Raw genomic sequence first — 16,446 nt, 5'->3', positions numbered from 1 at the left:
GGCGCCCGCTCAGGGTTCTTCGAGCAGGTCCGGCTCCGCGCGCCGGCCGAGGTGGTTGAACAGCAGGTTCAGTGCGAACGCCAGGACCGCCGCCACCGTGATCGAACTGCCGCAGATCGTCTGCAGCCAGGCCGGGAAGTGCTTGAAGAAGTCCGGTGCGAACGCCGGCAGCAAACCGACACCGAGGGCCACCGCGACGACGAACGTGTTGTGGTTACCGGAAAACTCGACCGTCCGCAGGTTCTGCGCGCCGACCGCGGCGACCATCGCGAACATCACCACCGCAACCCCGCCGACCACCGGCTCCGGGATGGCCGCGACGAACGCGCCGACCTTCGGCACCAAGCCCATCAGGAGCAGGATCCCGCCGGTCACCGCGACCACCCAGCGGCTGCGCACGCCCGTCATCCGCACCAGGCCGACGTTCTGCGCGAACGCCGTGTCGGGGAAGGAGTTCATCACCCCGCCGAGCACCGCCGAGACGCCGTCGGTGGCCAGGCCGCGGGCGAGGTCGGCGTCGGACGGCGGGCGGCCGGTGATCTCGCCGACGGCAATCATGTCGGCCGTCGACTCGGTGAACGTCACCAGCATGACCACGCACATCGACAGGATCGCCGCGACCGGGAACGTCGGGGCACCGAAGTGGAACGGTGACGCCAGCCCGAACCAGCCGGCCGCACGCAGGCCGTCCCAGTGCACCAGCCCCATCGGGATCGCCACGACCAGCCCGATGGCCAGCGCGAGCAGCGGCCCGATCTGGTTGGCGAACCCGCGCAGCACACGCGTGAACAACACGAGCAGCGCGAGCACGCCGAACGCCAGCCCGATGTGCGACGGCGCCGCGTAGTCCGGGGCCGTCGTGTCGTGGCCGGCGATCATCGCCGCGCCCGGGCCGAGCAGCGAGACGCCGATGACCAGCAGCAGCGTTCCGGTGACCAGCGGCGGGAAGAACCGGATCAGCTTCGCGAACGGCCGCGCGATGAGCAGCCCGAACACGCCGGAGGCGATCATCGCGCCGTAGACCGCGGGCAGGCCGTACTGGGACGCGATCAGGATCATCGGGTTGACGACGGTGAACGTCGCGCCGGCCACCACCGGCAGCCGGATGCCCAGCAGTTTCCCGATGCCGACCGCCTGTATCAGCGTCGCGATGCCGGCGACCAGCAGATCGGCGTTGACCAGCAGCCCGATCGTCGCGGGATCGAGCTTCAACGCGCTGCCGACGATCAGCGGCACCGCGACCGAGCCGGCGTACATGATCGACATGTGCTGGAGGCCGAGCAGGGCGAGCCGTCCGGCGGGCAGGCCCCGGTCGACCGGGTGGACCGCGGATTCCGTCATGAGCGGACGGTAGCAAGAGCCGGGCGCGATGATCATGGTTCAGGGGGCGGCGCGAAGGCCGGGAGTGTGTGACCATCGGTGCATGACTTCGGGTGGCATTTCCCAGGTGGGCCCGCCGTTTCGCGCCGATCACGTGGGGAGCCTGCTGCGGCCCCCGGTGCTGCGCGACGCGCGACGGCGGCACGAAAGCGGTGAGATCAACGCGGAGCAGCTGCGCGCGGTCGAGGACGACGCGATCCGCGACGTGATCAAGATGCAGAAGGCCGCCGGGCTCAGCTCGGCGACCGACGGCGAGTTCCGGCGCGCTTCCTGGCACATGGACTTCATCTACTCGCTCGGCGGCATCTCGAAGAGCGACGAGCGGCTGCACGTCAAGTTCCACAACCTGGCGGGCGACCTCGAGTTCAGCCCGCCCGGGCTGCAGGTCGACGGCAAGGTGCGGCTCGACGAGCCGGTCTTCGCCGACCACTTCCGGTTCCTGCAGTCCCATGTGGACCCCGGCGTGACGCCGAAGCTGACCATCCCGTCGCCGAGCATGGTCTACTACCGCGGCGGCCGGGCCGCGGTCAGCGAGAGCGTGTACCCGGACCTCGAGGAGTTCTTCGACGACCTCAGCGCGGCCTACAAACAGCAGGTCAGCGCGGTGCACGGGCTCGGCTGCCGGTACCTGCAGCTCGACGACACCAGCCTCGCCTACCTCAACGACCCGGCGCAGCGGGAGCTCGTCGCGCGGATGGGCGGCGACCCGGACACCCAGCACGTGCGCAACATCGCGACGATGAACGCGGCCCTGGAAGGCCGGCCCGAGGACCTCACCGTGACGACCCACCTGTGCCGGGGCAACTTCCGGTCGTCGTGGGCCGCGGAGGGCAGCTACGAGTTCGTCGCCGAGGCGCTGTTCGGCGAGCTCGCCGTCGACGGGTTCTTCCTGGAGTACGACGACGAACGCTCCGGCGGGTTCGAGCCGCTGCGGTTCGTGCCGAAGGACAAGAAGGTCGTCCTCGGCCTGGTCACCACCAAGCGGCCGGAGCTGGAGGACCCGGACGTCCTGGTGCGGCGGATCGAGGAGGCGTCGCGGTACGTCGACATCGACCGGCTCTGCCTGTCGCCGCAGTGCGGCTTCTCCTCGACGGAGGAGGGCAACGACCTGACCACGGACGACCAGCTGCGGAAGCTGGAGCTGATCGTGGCGACGGCCGACCGCGTCTGGGGCGGCCACTGATGATCACCTGCGTCGTCGACTACGTCATCGACCCCGCGAAGCTCCCCGACTTCGAGCGCTTCGCCGCCGCCTGGATGCGGCTGGTGCAGCGCGAAGGCGGCATCCACCACGGCTACTTCCTGCCGTCGGAGGGCGCGAGCGACGAAGCACGGGCGCTGTTCAGCTTCGAGAGCCTCGCCGCGTACGAGCGCTACCGAACGCTGTTCGGCGTCGACCCGGACTTCATCGAGGCCGACAAGATCCGCGACGAGAGCGGGTGCGTGGTGCGGTACCGGCGGACGTTCATGCGGCCGCTGCTGCCGGACGACGAAGAGGGGTGAGACATCGCGCGGGGCGGCCGCCGTCGGTCGTGGACCGCGTCCTCGACCTGCTGGGCGCGTTCACGGCCGACCGGCCGCGGCTGACGCTGTCGGACCTCAGCCGCCGCGCCGGGCTGCCGCTGTCGACCACGCACCGGCTGGCCGGCGAGCTCACCCGGCGCGGCGCGCTCGTGCGCGACGAAACGGGCGGCTACCGCGTCGGGCTGTGGCTGTGGGAGGTCGCGTCGCTGGCGCCGCACGGCGCCGAGCTGCGCGAGAGCGCGATGCCGTTTCTCGAGGACCTCTACGAGGCCACGCACCAGAACGTGCAGCTCGCCGTGCTCGACGGGCCGGAGGTCGTGTTCGTCGAGCGCATCTCCGGCCGCGGTGCGGTCAACGTGCTGACCCGCGTCGGCGGGCGGCTGCCCGCCCACGCCACCGGCGTCGGCCAGGTCCTGCTCGCGCACGCCTCCGCCGAGGCGCAGGAGGAGGTCCTGGCGGGGCCGCTGAAGGCGTTCACGCCGAAGACGATCAGCGCGCCCGCGCAGCTGCGGCGGGTGCTCGCGGACGTGCGCCGGGACGGGTACGCGATCAGCGACGGCCAGGTCGAGCTGATCGCGCTCTCGGTGGCCGCACCGGTCCGCGACGCCACGGACGCCGTCGTGGCCGCCATCTCGGTGGTCGTCCCGGCGGAGGGAACGGACCCGCGGACGCTGGTCCCGGCGGTCCGGGCCGCGGCCCGGGGCATCTCGCGGGTGCTGGGCGCGCCCCGGCCCGGCGGCGGTTCCTCGACGGCTTGAGCCGGTTGTGGTCGGATGAGACAGAGGGTTGCCGGATCGGGGTGAGGAGCAGGAATGACCACCGTTCTCGTCGTCGGTGCTGGTCAGAGCGGGTTCCAGGCCGTGGCTTCGCTGCGGGACCGGGGCTTCGCCGGCCGGGTCGTGCTGGTCGGGGACGAGCCGGGGGTGCCCTACCAGCGGCCGCCGCTGTCGAAGGCGTACCTGGCCGGGACCGCCGGGCTCGAGCAGCTGCACCTGCGCGGCGAGGACTTCTTCGCCGAGAAGGACATCGAGCTGGTCGCCGGGCGGGTCGCGGCGATCGACCGCGAGGCGGCGGCCGTGCGGCTCGACGACGGCCGCGAGCCGGCCTACGACTTCCTCGTCCTGGCCACCGGCGCCCGCAACCGGACGCTGCCGGTGCCGGGCGCGGACCTGCCGGGGGTGCTGACGCTGCGCACCCGCGACGACGCCGACCGGCTGCGGGCGTCCCTCGAACGGGCCGAAAACGTCGTCGTGGCCGGCGGTGGGTTCATCGGGCTGGAGTTCGCTTCCCACGCCGGTCGCCCGGTGACGATCGTCGAGGCGCAGGACCGCCTGCTCAACCGCGTCGCGACGCCGGAGATCTCCACGTACTTCGCCGACCTGCACCGCAAGGCCGGGCACACGGTGCTGCTCGGCCAGGGTGTCGCCGCGATGCACGGCGACTCGCGGGTGCGGGAGGTCGAGCTGGCCGACGGCACCCGGCTGCCCGCGGACCTGGTCGTCGTGGCCGTCGGGGTGGTGCCCGAGACGTCGCTCGCCGAGGCCGCCGGGCTGCCGGTGCGCAACGGCGTCGTCGTCGACGCGCACCTGCGCACGGCGGACCCGCGGATCTTCGCCATCGGCGACTGCGCCAACTTCCCGTGCGTGCAGGCCGGCGCCGAGACCCGGCTGGAGTCCGTGCAGAACGCCGTCGACCAAGCCCGCTGCGTGGCCGCGGCGATCACCGGCACCGAAGAGCCGTACGCGAGCCTGCCCTGGTTCTGGACCGACCAGGCGGGCGCGAAGCTGCAGATCGCCGGGATCCTGGCGGGCGCGGACCGGACGGTGGTCGCGGGCGACCCGGCCGCGGGCAAGTTCTCCGTGCTGTCCTTCCGCGACGACGTCCTCATCGCCGTCGAGTCGGTGAACCGGCCGGCCGACCACATCGCCGCACGACGGCTGTTCACGGCCGAGCCGAAGCCCGCGTACGCCGATCTCGAGACGAGCGAGTTCGACCTGAAAGCTCACCTGAAGGCAGCGTCAACTCGCGGTTGACGGAACTAGATCGTCAACCTAAAGTTGACGGCATGACCCTACCGACCAACATCAAGCTCGACGACCTGATCACCGCCATCAAGAGCAACAACGACCACGACGCCCTGGCCCAGCTGACCGACGCCGTCTACGTGGGCCAGCACCTCGGCGAGGTGGCCGACCACCTGATCGGTCACTTCGTCGACCAGGCCCGGAGATCGGGCGCGTCCTGGACCGACATCGGCGCCAGCATGGGCGTCACGAAACAGGCCGCCCAGAAGCGGTTCGTGCCGAAGGTCGACCCCGGCGGCGACCCGTCCGGGGCGATCGAGCGCGTCTACGGGCGCTACACCGACCGGGCGCGGCACGTCATCGTCGAGACGCAGAAGGCGGCCGTCGACCACGCCAGCCCGGAGATCGACACCGTGCACATCGTGCTGGGCCTGCTGACCGAGCCCGCCGCCCTCGCGGCCGGGGCGATCCTGGCCCAGGGCGTGCAGCTCGACGCCGTCCGCGGAGCGGCCGAGGCGCGGCTGCCCGAGCCGGTCGAGCCGGTGCCGAACGTGGTCCCGTTCTCGGCGGCGGCCAAGAAGACCCTGGAACTGACCATGCGCGAAGGCCTGCGGCTCGGGCACAACTACATCGGCACCGAGCACATCCTGCTGGCGCTGCTGGAACAACGTGAGGGCGCCGGCTTCGAGGTGCTCGACGGCCTGGGCGTCAAGAAGGACAAGGCCGAGGCGAAGATCGTCGAGGTGCTGGCGGAACTCCTCGCCGCCCGGGGGCAGTGAAGCTCCTGCTGGCCGCCGCACTGCTCGCCGTGCTGCTGGTGACGCTGCTCTGACCGGGTGGGACCAGGGGGTCTTCCCGGTCAGAGCAGCGGCTCGTCAGGCGTCGGACTCCGGGCGGCCGTCGGCGGCCCAGGCCGTGTGGAACGAGCCTTCGCGGTCCACCCGGCGGTAGGTGTGGGCGCCGAAGAAGTCGCGCTGGCCCTGGACCAGGGCGGCCGGCAGGCGGTCCGCGCGGAGGCCGTCGTAATAGGCCAGCGCCGTCGAGAAGCCCGGCGTCGGGATGCCGAGCTTGACCGCCGTCGAGATCACCGAACGCCACGAGTCCTGCGCGTCCTCGACCGCCTTGCGGAAGCCGCCCGACGTCAGCAGCGTCGGCAGCTCCGGCTCGTCGGCGTAGGCGGCGGTGATGTCGTTGAGGAACTTCGCGCGGATGATGCAGCCGCCGCGCCAGATCGAGGCGACCTTGCCGAGGTCGATGTCCCACCCGTACTCGGTCGCGCCGGCCTGGATCTGGTTGAAGCCCTGCGCGTACGCGACCACCTTCGACGCGTACAGCGCCTGCTCGACGTCGTCGGCGAAGCGCTCCAGCGAGGACCCCGACAGCGGCGCCGCCGACGGGCCGCCGAGCCCGCGGGCCGCCGCACGCAGCGACTTGGACCCGGACAGCGAACGCGCGAAGACGGCTTCGGCGATGCCGGAGATCGGGACACCCAGGTCGAGGCCGATCTGCACGGTCCAGCGGCCGGTGCCCTTCTGCTCGGCGGCGTCCTCGACGACGTCCACGAACGGCTTGCCGGACGTCTTGTCGACGTGCGCCAGCACCTCGGCGGTGATCTCGATCAGGTAGGAGTCGAGGCGCCCGGTGTTCCAGGTGCGGAACACGTCGGCGATCTCGGCCGGCGCGTAGCCGCCCGCGTGCCGGAGCAGGTCGAACGACTCCGCGATCAGCTGCATGTCGGCGTACTCGATGCCGTTGTGCACCATCTTGACGAAGTGGCCGGCGCCGTCCGCGCCGATGTGCGTGCAGCACGGCTCGCCGTCGACCTTCGCCGAGATGTCCTCGAACAGCGGGCCGAGCGACTCGTACGACTCCTTCGAACCGCCGGGCATGATGCTCGGCCCGTGCAGCGCGCCTTCCTCGCCGCCGGAGACGCCGCTGCCGACGAAGTGCAGGCCACGCTCGCGCAGCGCCTTCTCGCGGCGGCGCGTGTCGGCGAAGTGCGCGTTGCCGGCGTCGATGATCACGTCGCCCTCTTCGAGCAGCGGCGCGAACTCTTCGATGACGGCGTCCGTCGGGCCGCCCGCCTTGACCATGATCACGACCTGCCGCGGCCGCTCCAGCGCGTCGACGAACGCCTGCGCGGAGTACGCCGGGATGAAGTCGCCCTCGTCGCCGACCTGCTCCACCAGCGCGCGGGTCCGCTCCTCGGACCGGTTGTGCAGGGCCACCGTGTGGCCGTGCCGGGCCAGGTTGCGGGCCAGGTTGCGGCCCATGACCGCCAGGCCGGTGACCCCGATGCTCGCCTTCTTGCTCATCCGAATCCTCTCAACGTCTCTCTCGATTCAGACCCTAGTCCGATCGACGCCTCAAGGGAGGGCACGGAGGAGCAGCTCACCTAGTTCAGGAGAAGCAGCGGATCGGGCCCTTGTTGTAGGCGAGCATGTCGGTGATCGCCGCGACCAGGTCGATGTCGGCGCCCCACTCGGCGCCGTCGAGCTCGGCGTACGCGCGGTGCAGGTTGCCCGGCAGCCGCTCCTGCTCGCTCAGCGACGCGAACTCGCCGAGGTCCGTCTCCTTGGCCAGCTCCAGCGGCGACAGCCCGGCGGCCTTCCCGCGCTCGGCCGTCTTCTGGACGAATCCGAGGTATTCGTCCACTTTGTCCACGACCTCCAGCCCGCAGGGGCCGCCGTGACCAGGCAAGATGACTTCGGGCTGAAGCTCCCGGATGACGTCGAGGCCCTTGCGCCACCCGGCGACCGAGCCCATCAGCGCGAACGGGCTGCCGCCGTGGAACACCAGGTCACCGGCGTACAGCACGCGCTGCGCGGGCAGCCAGACCAGGACGTCGTTGGTCGTGTGGGCCGCGTGACCCGGGTGGATCAGCTGGATTTCGACGTCGCCGGCGTACACCGTGAGCCGGTCGTCGAACACGATCTCCGGCGGCCGCGACTCGAGCTCGCCCCAGTCGCTGCCGACGAAGACGCCCTCGAACGTCTGGATGCCCTCGGCGACCATCACCTCGCGCGTCTTGCGGTGGCCGACCACCGCCGCGCCCGTGACCAGGTAGTTCCCGTTGGTGTGATCGCCGTGGTGGTGGGTGTTCACCAGCGTCGTCACCGGGCTGCCGGTGGTACTGCGGACTGCCTCGAGCAAGGCGCGCGTGCGGCGCTCGGTCGAACACGTGTCAATGAGCACGGTGTGGTCGCCGGCGTCGACGAACCCGCAGTTGTTGATGTACCAGGAGCCGTCCGGCTGGACGTACCCGTGGACCTGGTCGGCCAGCCGGGTGACGGCGGCGGCGGAAGGCGAGCGATCGGTCACCGGGCCACTATGCCCGAGAGAGGGCTCCGCCGGTTGGCGGAATAATTCGGAATTTCGCTGGTCCAGGCGAGTGATAGCGCAGGTGACTGGCGTTCCGCGACGTTTCCTGGAACGCTGCGCGATGTCATCATCGAGATCCGCAAGGTGAAGCACTAACCTGGGTGGGTTCGATAGTTCGCGCGCGACGGCGACCGGGAGGCCGCCGTCGCTTGGTAGTGGTCCGGGAGAGCAGGGCGATGGCCAGCACCGTCACCTCGCGCCGGAAGCAGCTCGGGAACGAGCTCCGGCATGCCCGCACCGCGGCGCGGATGACACAGCAACAGGTCGCCGAGGTCCTCGGCTGCACCCAGGGCAAGGTCAACAAGATCGAGTCCGGTGCCGTCGGGGTGAAGCTCGGGGATGTGCGATCGATGCTGAACGCGTTCGGGATCAACGGCGAAGAGGCCGACACGCTGATGAACCTGGCGCGGGCCGCCGCCGGGCAGCGCGGCCACTGGTCCGGCTACCGCTCGGTGGTGCCGCACTGGTTCCGCACCTTCACCGACCTGGAGCCCGCGGCCGCGGAGATCCTCACCTGGCACGGCGAGCGCATCCCGGGCCCGCTGCAGTCCGAGCACTACATGCTTAAGCAGTTCACCGAGTTCGGTGCCACCGACGTGACGTCGCTGGTGCGCAACCGGCTCGACCGCAAGGCGGTGTTCGAGCAGCAGCAGCCGCCGTACTACCGGTTCATCATCAGCGAAGGCGCGCTGCGCCGGGCGCCCGGTGGCTACGCGCCCGCGGTGATGCTCGACCAGGTCGAGCACCTGCTCTCGCTCGAGAAGCACCCGCGCGTCTACGTGCACGTACTCCCGTTCGGCGCGCGGCTGGCCGCGGTGCCCAACGACTTCACGATCATGCGGTTCCCGGACCGCACCCGGGACTTCGTCTACATCGAGCACTCCGCCGGCGGCCTGTACCTCGACGACGTCAAGGACTTCAACATCTTCGTCGACTCGTGGGACAGGCTGCGCGGAGCGGCGCTGGAGCGCCAGGAGACCCGGCAGTTCCTCAAGGAGCTCGCGGAGGGTTACCGCGCGCAGATGCAGCAGCTCCAATAGGGCGAATGGCGGCCTGAGGTGTCCCGGGCCGTGAACAACCTTCGGTAGAGTCACTCCGTTAGGCCTGAATCCACCGGAAGTGGCCGCCTCGAAGGGGACGTCGTGGACCCCGACTTCCTTCCCGATGTCATCGATCTGGACCGCCCGAATGTGGCCCGCATCTACGACTGGGCGCTGGGCGGCACCGCGAACTGGGCGGTCGACCGGCAGTACGGCCAGCAGGCGGTGGAAGCGTTCCCGCTCGCCAAGACCCTGGCCCGGAGCAACCGCGACTTCCTCGGCCGGGCCGTGCGCTACTGCCTCGCCGAAGGCATCACGCAGTTCCTCGACCTCGGCTCCGGCATCCCCACCGCGGGCAACGTGCACGAGGTGGCCGACGACCACGTCGACGACAGCCGGTGCGTCTACGTCGACTGCGAGCCCGTGGCCGTCGCGCACGGGCGGATGCTGCTCGAAGAAGCCGGCGACCCCGAACGGCACGCCGTGCTGCACGCCGACCTGCGGGACGCCGGCGAGGTCTGGGAAGCCGCGCTGGCCACCGGCGTGCTCGACCCGGACCGGCCGATCTGCCTGCTCACCGTGGCGGTGCTGCACTTCCTGCCCGACGTCACCGGCGTCCGCGAAGCCATCCGCGACTACCGGACGCTCCTGGCGCCCGGGTCGGCGTACGTCCTTTCGCACGCGACCGAATCCGGCGTCGAAGGCGAAGAGCTGGAGCAGATCCGGCGGCTGGTGAAGCTGTCCGAGCGGTCGAGTTCCCCCGCGGTGTCCCGATCGCTCGCCGAGATCGCCGCGTTCTTCGGTACCTTCGACGTCGTCGAGCCCGGGATCGTGCCTGTGGGAGAGTGGCGCCCGGAGCCCGGCGCCGCCACGGTCCCCCTCGCGAGCGTGGTCGGCGGTGTCGGCCGCAAGCCTGGAGGACGCAATGACTACGCAGGACCCCGAAGCCCCTGAAGGCGTGGACCTCGACCGGCCGAACGCGGCCCGCATCTACGACTGGTTCCTCGGCGGCGACGCCAACTGGGCCATCGACCGCCAGTTCGGCGAGCAGGCGGTCAAGACGTTCCCGATGATCAAGACGGTCGCCCGTGCCGGCCGCGACTTCCTCGGCCGCGGCGTCCGGTACCTGGCGCGCAACGGCGTCGACCAGTTCCTCGACCTCGGCTCCGGCGTCCCGACGGTCGGCAACGTCCACGAGGTCGCCACGGAGGTCAACCCGGACGCGCGGTGCGTGTACGTCGACAACGAGCCGGTCGCCGTCGCCCACTCCCAGATCCTGCTGGAACAGGAGGGTGTCGCGGACCGGCACGCGGTGCTGCAGGGCGACCTGCGCGACCCGGCCGACATCTGGAAGCGCGCGCTCGACACCGGCGTCCTCGACCCGAACCGCCCGATCGGCCTGATCATGGTCGGCGTCCTGTACTTCCTCGGCGCCGACGAGCCGGTGGCCCAGACCATCCGGAAGTACCTGTCGCTGCTGCCCGCCGGTTCGTACTTCCTGTCCTCGCACCTGACGAGCGACGGCCTGCAGGAGATGGCCGACGTCGACAGCCGCGAGACGATCATGAAGCAGTACAACCAGTCGAGCACGCCGCTGCACCTGCGCACCCGCGCGGAGTTCACGTCGTTCTTCGAAGGGCTGGAGCTCGTCGAGCCGGGCATCGTCTACCTGCCGGAGTGGCACCCGGAGGAGATCGAGTCCAAGGCCACGAAGAAGCTCGCGAACGACCCGTCGTTCGTCGGTCACCTCTGCGGCCTCGGCCGCAAGCCGTGACGGCCGCCGCCTACGACGCCATCGCCGCGCAGTACGCCGAGTTCGCCCGCGAGGTCTGGGACAAGCACCCGCTGGAACGGGCGGTGTGGACGGCGTTCGCGGATTCCGTCCGCGGCCGCGGCCCGGTCGCCGACCTCGGCTGCGGGCCCGGCCGGCTGACGGCGCACCTGCGTTCGCTCGGGCTCGACAGTTTCGGCGTCGACCTGTCGCCGGCGATGATCGAGCTCGCCCGGGCGGCGTACCCGGACCTGCGGTTCGAAGTCGGTTCCATGGCGGCGCTGGCGGTGCCCGACGCGTCCCTGGGCGGGATTCTCTCGTGGTACTCGATGATCCACACGCCGCCGGCGGAAATTCCGGGCTACTTCGGCGAATTCGCCCGAACGTTGGCGTCGGGCGGTCACGTTCTGTTGGGGTGCTTCGAATCCGGCGGTGGCCCGCGAACGGCTTTCGACCACAAGGTGACGACGGCCTACAGCTGGCCGTTGGACGAACTGGCCGGTTTCGGGGCTGCGGCGGGATTCCACGAAGTGGGGCGGGTGTACCGCGAGCCGGTCGCGGGGGAGCGGCCGATGCGCCACGGCTGCCTGCTGCTCCGAAAACCGTAGCCCCGCACGGCAAGAGCCCCGGTTCCGCAGGAAACCGGGGCTCTTCGGTGGTGGTACGGCAGTTCAGACGCGCGAACCGAGCCGGCCGCGCAGCAACGGTGTCAGGTCGATCGACGCCTCCAGCGGGCGGGTCGTCCGGACCCCGTCGGAGTGGCGCCGCAGCGGGACGTCCTGGTCCGCCGCCCACGTCGTCGTCTTGCGCAGCGGCGCCTGGATCAGGCTGAAGCCGAAGCGGTTCCGCAGCTCGTTCCCGATGCCCCGGCGGCCACGGTGTGCTTCGTCCTCGCGGCGGAACAGCGAGTTCACCCGCACGGCCATCGTCTACACCCCCTGCTCTCGTCGCGGTGACCCGGCGGGTTCGCCGCTGGTCAGATGCGCTCGGATCAGCCCGGTCGTGGCCGTGGCGGCGCGTCCGGAGACGTGGGGCCTGTCCTCGACGATCACGCTGATCCTCCCCCATGAGGTCTTGCGGCGGCTTGGGTTTATCCGGTCCGGCACTGGTCAGTCCGACACTTCGGCCCGTGCCGACGACCGCCCGCCGCGAGCAGGCAGTCGTTCACCGACGCCGGCGCCCCGGCCGATGCGATTAATCCTACTCCTGGAATAATCTTCATGTCGAGGCCGAAGCTAGTTGATCACCCGCTTGGCCCTGTGGCTTGCGCCATTGAGACACTGAGTAGCCGGGAGCGGGTGCATTTCGACCAGTTCGCGGCCGCGACCCCATCGATCCTCGGAGGTACGACCCATGGCGGATTATCCGTCGTTCGCGGATTACGATCCGAACACGGCCGTGTCTATGTTCGAAGAGGCCGCCTGGGAGAAGTCGTTCGCCAGCGAACCCAACGGCGGCAGCTGCGTCGAGGTCAACCTCGGCCGGGACGGCCTGATCGGCGTCCGGGACACCAAGCTCACGACCAGTCCCGTCTTCGTCTTCGACACCGCCGAGTGGGAAGCGTTCCTGATCGCGGTCAAGGCCGGGCAGTTCGACCTGCCCGCCTGAGCCCGCCCGGCCGGCTGCTGGTGAAAAGGTTGGAGAACAGATGGTGAAGGCCCCCTTCCCGTCTCGGTGAAGGAGGCCTTCGCGACGCCCTGAATACGTCCGGACGCCGAATGTGAGCGGAATCTCACCCGGTTGCCGGGAGCTCCCCGCCGCGCAACCGGCCGCGGGTCCGGCGCCAGGCCACCACGACGAGCACCACGAGCCCGATCAGCGGCAGCGTGCTGATCGCCCAGCTCACGCCCATCGGCGGCCCGGGCTGCTGCAGCACCGGCAGCGCCCGCAGCTCGCCGGTGCCGGACCCGGCGGGGCCGTTGACGGTGAAGCGGAACGTCCACTCGCCCGGCTGCGGCAGCGACCGGACGTCCAGCCCCCAGACCTCCCGCTTGCGCGGGTGCCGCACGAGCGGCTGGGCGCGGCGCTGCGCGCCACCGGGGCCGAGCATCGTGAGCCGACCGGACTTGTCCTCGATCCCGCCGTCGGGGATGAAGGTGAAGTCCAGTGACTGCATGGCTTTCAGCGGCCAGGTGCTGAACCCGACCGTCAGCCCGTACGGCCCGGCCTGCACCCGCTCGGTGTGCACGATGTTCACCGGCTCGTAGGCGTTCGCCGGTGCCGCGGTGGCGAACAGCAGGGCGGCGACCGCGGTCAGGGCCAGAACAATCCGCTTTACGGCGGTTCCGGATGGCAGAGCCCCCGGCCCGAGTGACATTGTCTTACGCATCAGCGGTTTCCCCCTTCTCCGCGGGCGCCAGCAGGCAGAGCATCCCGCCGAACCGCCACCCGGCGAACCCGCCGAGCAGCCCGAGCAGGCCGGCCAGTACGGCCGTCGTCGCCAGGTACCAGGCCGGCGGCAGGTGCGCGCCGGTGTAGAGCAACACCCGCTGCACCGGCAGGCTCAGGCCGGTCAGCAGCCCGGCAACCCCGCCGACGACCACCGAAACGCGGCCCGCGCGCCACCCGCGGCGTCGCCCGGCCAGGTAGCCCAGTTCCATCAGCGCGGCCACCGGCAGCAGCGCCATCGGCGCCAGCGACGGCATTTCCGGCACCCCCGAGATCGCGTCGCGCATCGGCAGGCCGACGAGGTCCGCGTAGGCCCGCGCCGCCCACGGCGAGAACCACCAGAAGAGCACCTGCACGGCCGCGACCAGCGCCGCGGTGCCGACCGCCCCGCCGGGCCGCCGGAGGAACCCCGCGCCGACCGCCACCAGCAGCACCGCCATCATCGACGTCCCGATCGAGACGGCGTCGGCGTAGTCGTCCGGCACCTGCTGCAACCCCAGGGCCAGCACGGGACCGAAGGTGAGCAGCACGGTCAGCGACGCCAGCGTGCCGAGCCGGCCCCAGCGGTGCTCGCGTGCCGCGGCGAACACCGCGGTCGTGCCGATCAGCGACACCGTGATCGACAGCAGCAGCCCGATGTGCGGCGGCGAGTCGATGACCGCGTCGAAGCCGTAGAGCCCGTGCCACCACTGGTCCCACAGGCCGTACAGCAGGAACGTCGCCGCGCCGACCCCGGACATCAGGTAACCCAGCGGCGCCGCGAACGTCCGGCCGAAGACGTTGACCACGCGCCCGCCGACCCGCGGGTCGACCGGCCGGCCCGCGCGCCGGGCCGCCGTCGTCAGCAGCACGACGGCGAGGCTCGCCAGGCCGACGACCGCGCTGCCCGCGTACAGGAACAGGTGCGGCAGCGTGAAGAACGTGTCCGGCCCGACGTCGCTGTGCCACTGGATGTCCCAGGTCAGCCCGACCAGCGACAGAAGCGACCCGCCGAGCACGACGTTCGCCGGCAGCAGCCCCGTTCGCGCCGGTTTCGCCACGGACGTGGTGCGCACGCCCGATGCGGTGAGATCCATTCCCCCTCCTTCTACTTGACCAACAACGGAAAGACGACTTGCGCGGGCCCGCCGGGCCCGGTCAGCGCCACGGTGATCTCCCACTGCCCGGCCATCGGCAGCCCGACGTCCGCCGCGCGGAAGCGGCCGGGCCCGTCCGGCCCGGCGGGCACCGGCGCCAGCGCGTGCCCCATCTGTGCCATGACCGGCGCGACCGTGACGGCTTCGGGCGCGGGCCCGGTCACCGCCACCGCGAACGTGTTGCCGCCGACGCGCGGCTGGTCCGCGGAGAACTGCACGGTGTAGGGCCCGGAAACGGCCTGCTGCGTGGTGGGTTTCGCGCCCCCGCCGCCCCAGAGCAGCCAGGCGGCGCCGGCCGCGACGACCAGCGCGACGACGGCGATCAGCAACGTCGGGCGCTTCACCGGCCGGCTCCGGTCGCCGGGACGTCGACCACGGCGGGCACGGTGAGCACGTGGAAATCGCGTTCGGCCTGCAGCCAGATCCGGTACCGGCCCGGTTCGGCGAAGGTGTAGGTGAAGCTGACGTCCGGGCCGTACGCGGCGACTGTCTCGTCAGGACGGTCGAGCTGACCGGCGACCGGCGGGACCATCGCGTGGACGTGCGCCCACGTGGGTGCCTTGGCGGCGCCTTCGCCGGCGGGCCCGGTGAACGGCCCGGTGATGATCAGGTGGCCGAGCATGCCCAGCCAGGGCTGGAGGTCCTGGGCGGGGAAGTGCGCGGTGATGGTGGTCGGCGTCCCCGGGCCGATGGTGAGCTCGACCGGGGTGCCGTCGACGGTCCGCAGGCCGGCGCCGGGTGGTTCGGGGGCGGGCGCGGCGGTGCCCTTGACGTCCACAGTGGACCGGGCCAGCTGGACGCCGCCGCCGCGCCGCGCGAGTTCCGCGGCGACGGCGTACGTGCCCGACTCCGGATCGGCGAGGCGGACGCGGAAGTCGCCCGGGCCGACGCGGACCGGGTGCAGGTGGCTGAGCCGCCCGGAGGGGGAGACCAGCACCAAGTGCACGAGGGCGTTGTCGTGGACCAGCAGGTCGTCGACCGGCCGCCCGGTGGCGCCGTCGGTGAGCCTCAGCTTCAGAGTGCCCTGCTGCGCCTCGACCGCGAGGTTCACCGGCGGCCGTGAGTAATCCACTGTGGACGACCGGGCGTTCGCGTACGGGTCGGTCACGTTGTCGAACGTCGGGTCCAGCTGGCTGCCGGGCGCGGGTGGTGGGGGAGTACTCGCCGACAGCAGTGCCCCGGTGACGGCGACGGCGATCGCGGCGACCGCGCCGCCCGCGGGGATCAGCGCGAACGCCGTCCTCCTCGCCCGCACGCCCACGACCAGGGCCAGCAGCAGGAAGACGCCGGCGGCGACGAACCCGCCGTAGGTCGCCTTCTCCCACGGCGGCACCACCCGCGCGGGCACGAGGAACGGGATGGTCGCCGGGGGCCCGGCGCCGTCGCTCAGCGACAGCAGCCACGGCCCCGGCTTGTCGACTTGGAGATTTCCCGCGTACATCCCGGGCTCGGCGCCGAGGACGACGTCAGCGCGTGACACCGTGACGCCGTCGGCCGCGACCGCCAGGTGCAATGCGCCGGGCGCGGTGCCCCGGTGCGTCACGACGTCGACCCGCAGCGGCGACGGCGTCGTGTCGACGCGCCGGATGATCACGGTCAGTTCGCGTGCGCCGAGCGTCTGCGCCACCTGGACGTCGGTGCCGCTCGGTGCGCCGTCGGCGTGCGCGGTCCCGCCGCCGGCCGCGATCCCCAGGACGGTCAGCAGCATCAGCAACGCCGCTTTCGATTTGATCCCCATGGTGTGGCGAACCTAACCGGTGCGGCCGGTGGCGGGCGTCACGGCGGCGAGGGAAAGCCGGTCC

Annotated in this window: 18 protein-coding genes; 10 read left to right on the top strand and 8 right to left on the bottom strand. The window is 71.2% G+C overall.

Translation table 11 applies throughout. The features are described from left to right. Positions 1-9: 9 nt before the first annotated feature. Entirely contained in the window at positions 10-1,341 is a 1,332-nt protein-coding gene (locus C2L59_RS40630; protein ID WP_103354912.1) for a nucleobase:cation symporter-2 family protein, read from the bottom strand. A gap of 82 nt (positions 1,342-1,423) precedes the next feature. On the opposite strand from C2L59_RS40630, the gene C2L59_RS40625 reads away from it, so the two are divergent. From C2L59_RS40625 to C2L59_RS40605, 5 genes are read left to right on the top strand one after another with little or no spacing between them, the layout of a single operon-like run. Beyond that, positions 1,424-2,563, top strand: coding sequence for a 5-methyltetrahydropteroyltriglutamate--homocysteine S-methyltransferase (locus tag C2L59_RS40625; RefSeq protein WP_233223967.1), 1,140 nt, complete (start codon positions 1,424-1,426; stop codon positions 2,561-2,563). Beyond that, the gene (locus C2L59_RS40620; RefSeq protein ID WP_103354911.1) at positions 2,563-2,883 is read left to right on the top strand and encodes an NIPSNAP family protein; all 321 of its coding nucleotides are present in this window, start codon (positions 2,563-2,565) and stop codon (positions 2,881-2,883) included. The genes C2L59_RS40625 and C2L59_RS40620 overlap by 1 nt, the downstream gene beginning before the upstream one ends. Then, a complete protein-coding gene (locus C2L59_RS40615; protein ID WP_103354910.1) occupies positions 2,880-3,662 on the top strand; it encodes an IclR family transcriptional regulator in 783 nt (260 codons plus the stop codon). Before C2L59_RS40620 ends, C2L59_RS40615 begins: the two co-directional genes overlap by 4 nt. A gap of 54 nt (positions 3,663-3,716) precedes the next feature. Beyond that, on the top strand, positions 3,717-4,937 hold the full coding sequence (locus C2L59_RS40610; protein WP_103354909.1) for an NAD(P)/FAD-dependent oxidoreductase: 1,221 nt from the start codon (positions 3,717-3,719) through the stop codon (positions 4,935-4,937). A 32-nt stretch (positions 4,938-4,969) separates the two neighbouring features. Continuing rightward, positions 4,970-5,707 carry a Clp protease N-terminal domain-containing protein gene (locus C2L59_RS40605; protein WP_103354908.1) on the top strand — a complete coding sequence of 246 codons (738 nt, stop codon included), beginning with the start codon at positions 4,970-4,972 and terminating at the stop codon, positions 5,705-5,707. 96 nt (positions 5,708-5,803) lie between these two features. On the opposite strand, the gene gndA is transcribed toward C2L59_RS40605, so the two are convergent. Both gndA and C2L59_RS40595 read right to left on the bottom strand, forming a co-directional pair. Continuing rightward, entirely contained in the window at positions 5,804-7,243 is a 1,440-nt protein-coding gene (gene gndA / locus C2L59_RS40600) for an NADP-dependent phosphogluconate dehydrogenase (protein WP_103354907.1), read from the bottom strand. A gap of 85 nt (positions 7,244-7,328) precedes the next feature. Continuing rightward, positions 7,329-8,249, bottom strand: coding sequence for an MBL fold metallo-hydrolase (locus C2L59_RS40595; RefSeq protein ID WP_103354906.1), 921 nt, complete (start codon positions 8,247-8,249; stop codon positions 7,329-7,331). Between the two features lie 236 nt (positions 8,250-8,485). Between C2L59_RS40595 and C2L59_RS40590 the strand changes: the two genes are divergently transcribed. From C2L59_RS40590 to C2L59_RS40575, 4 genes are all read left to right on the top strand, one after another. Beyond that, positions 8,486-9,349 (top strand): helix-turn-helix transcriptional regulator, encoded by an 864-nt coding sequence (locus tag C2L59_RS40590; RefSeq protein WP_103354905.1) that lies wholly within the window; start codon positions 8,486-8,488, stop codon positions 9,347-9,349. A gap of 102 nt (positions 9,350-9,451) precedes the next feature. After that, positions 9,452-10,303, top strand: coding sequence for an SAM-dependent methyltransferase (locus C2L59_RS40585; protein WP_103354904.1), 852 nt, complete (start codon positions 9,452-9,454; stop codon positions 10,301-10,303). Then, the gene (locus C2L59_RS40580) at positions 10,275-11,123 is read left to right on the top strand and encodes an SAM-dependent methyltransferase (RefSeq protein WP_103354903.1); all 849 of its coding nucleotides are present in this window, start codon (positions 10,275-10,277) and stop codon (positions 11,121-11,123) included. Before C2L59_RS40585 ends, C2L59_RS40580 begins: the two co-directional genes overlap by 29 nt. Then, complete coding sequence (locus tag C2L59_RS40575) at positions 11,120-11,728, top strand: class I SAM-dependent methyltransferase (protein ID WP_103354902.1); 609 nt, start codon at positions 11,120-11,122, stop codon at positions 11,726-11,728. Before C2L59_RS40580 ends, C2L59_RS40575 begins: the two co-directional genes overlap by 4 nt. Before the next feature lie 63 nt (positions 11,729-11,791). Here the strand turns inward: C2L59_RS40575 and C2L59_RS40570 are convergent, their stop codons facing one another. Further along, complete coding sequence (locus C2L59_RS40570; RefSeq protein ID WP_103354901.1) at positions 11,792-12,046, bottom strand: hypothetical protein; 255 nt, start codon at positions 12,044-12,046, stop codon at positions 11,792-11,794. Positions 12,047-12,473: 427 nt separating this feature from the next. Here C2L59_RS40570 and C2L59_RS40565 point away from each other — a divergent pair, with 427 nt between their 5' ends. Then, entirely contained in the window at positions 12,474-12,728 is a 255-nt protein-coding gene (locus C2L59_RS40565) for a DUF397 domain-containing protein (RefSeq protein ID WP_103354900.1), read from the top strand. Between the two features lie 124 nt (positions 12,729-12,852). On the opposite strand, the gene C2L59_RS40560 is transcribed toward C2L59_RS40565, so the two are convergent. The 4 genes from C2L59_RS40560 to C2L59_RS40545 are packed head-to-tail and all read right to left on the bottom strand — an operon-like array spanning position 12,853 to position 16,382. Continuing rightward, positions 12,853-13,437 carry a hypothetical protein gene (locus C2L59_RS40560; RefSeq protein ID WP_103354899.1) on the bottom strand — a complete coding sequence of 195 codons (585 nt, stop codon included), beginning with the start codon at positions 13,435-13,437 and terminating at the stop codon, positions 12,853-12,855. 4 nt (positions 13,438-13,441) lie between these two features. Beyond that, positions 13,442-14,584, bottom strand: a complete 1,143-nt coding sequence (locus C2L59_RS40555) for a hypothetical protein (RefSeq protein ID WP_103354898.1) — start codon at positions 14,582-14,584, stop codon at positions 13,442-13,444. An 11-nt stretch (positions 14,585-14,595) separates the two neighbouring features. After that, positions 14,596-14,988, bottom strand: coding sequence for a FixH family protein (locus C2L59_RS40550; RefSeq protein ID WP_103354897.1), 393 nt, complete (start codon positions 14,986-14,988; stop codon positions 14,596-14,598). Further along, positions 14,985-16,382 (bottom strand): hypothetical protein, encoded by a 1,398-nt coding sequence (locus tag C2L59_RS40545; protein ID WP_199199583.1) that lies wholly within the window; start codon positions 16,380-16,382, stop codon positions 14,985-14,987. The genes C2L59_RS40550 and C2L59_RS40545 overlap by 4 nt, the downstream gene beginning before the upstream one ends. Between the last annotated feature and the right edge of the window lie 64 nt (positions 16,383-16,446).

It is taken from the genome of Amycolatopsis sp. CA-128772, from assembly GCF_002904295.1.
Taxonomy (GTDB): domain Bacteria; phylum Actinomycetota; class Actinomycetes; order Mycobacteriales; family Pseudonocardiaceae; genus Amycolatopsis.
This window is presented reverse-complemented; position numbering and strand designations above follow the sequence as displayed.

Excerpts from the sequence above, each read along its gene's own strand:
- C2L59_RS40570 (WP_103354901.1), bottom strand. The coding sequence starts at position 12,046 with ATGGCCGTGCGGGTGAACTCGCTGTTCCGCCGCGAGGACGAAGCACAC.
- C2L59_RS40555 (WP_103354898.1), bottom strand. The coding sequence starts at position 14,584 with ATGGATCTCACCGCATCGGGCGTGCGCACCACGTCCGTGGCGAAACCG.
- C2L59_RS40560 (WP_103354899.1), bottom strand. The coding sequence starts at position 13,437 with ATGTCACTCGGGCCGGGGGCTCTGCCATCCGGAACCGCCGTAAAGCGG.
- C2L59_RS40610 (WP_103354909.1), top strand. The coding sequence starts at position 3,717 with ATGACCACCGTTCTCGTCGTCGGTGCTGGTCAGAGCGGGTTCCAGGCC.
- C2L59_RS40590 (WP_103354905.1), top strand. The coding sequence starts at position 8,486 with ATGGCCAGCACCGTCACCTCGCGCCGGAAGCAGCTCGGGAACGAGCTC.
- C2L59_RS40605 (WP_103354908.1), top strand. The coding sequence starts at position 4,970 with ATGACCCTACCGACCAACATCAAGCTCGACGACCTGATCACCGCCATC.
- C2L59_RS40565 (WP_103354900.1), top strand. The coding sequence starts at position 12,474 with ATGGCGGATTATCCGTCGTTCGCGGATTACGATCCGAACACGGCCGTG.
- C2L59_RS40625 (WP_233223967.1), top strand. The coding sequence starts at position 1,424 with ATGACTTCGGGTGGCATTTCCCAGGTGGGCCCGCCGTTTCGCGCCGAT.
- C2L59_RS40580 (WP_103354903.1), top strand. The coding sequence starts at position 10,275 with ATGACTACGCAGGACCCCGAAGCCCCTGAAGGCGTGGACCTCGACCGG.
- C2L59_RS40545 (WP_199199583.1), bottom strand. The coding sequence starts at position 16,382 with ATGGGGATCAAATCGAAAGCGGCGTTGCTGATGCTGCTGACCGTCCTG.
- C2L59_RS40630 (WP_103354912.1), bottom strand. The coding sequence starts at position 1,341 with ATGACGGAATCCGCGGTCCACCCGGTCGACCGGGGCCTGCCCGCCGGA.
- gndA (WP_103354907.1), bottom strand. The coding sequence starts at position 7,243 with ATGAGCAAGAAGGCGAGCATCGGGGTCACCGGCCTGGCGGTCATGGGC.
- C2L59_RS40620 (WP_103354911.1), top strand. The coding sequence starts at position 2,563 with ATGATCACCTGCGTCGTCGACTACGTCATCGACCCCGCGAAGCTCCCC.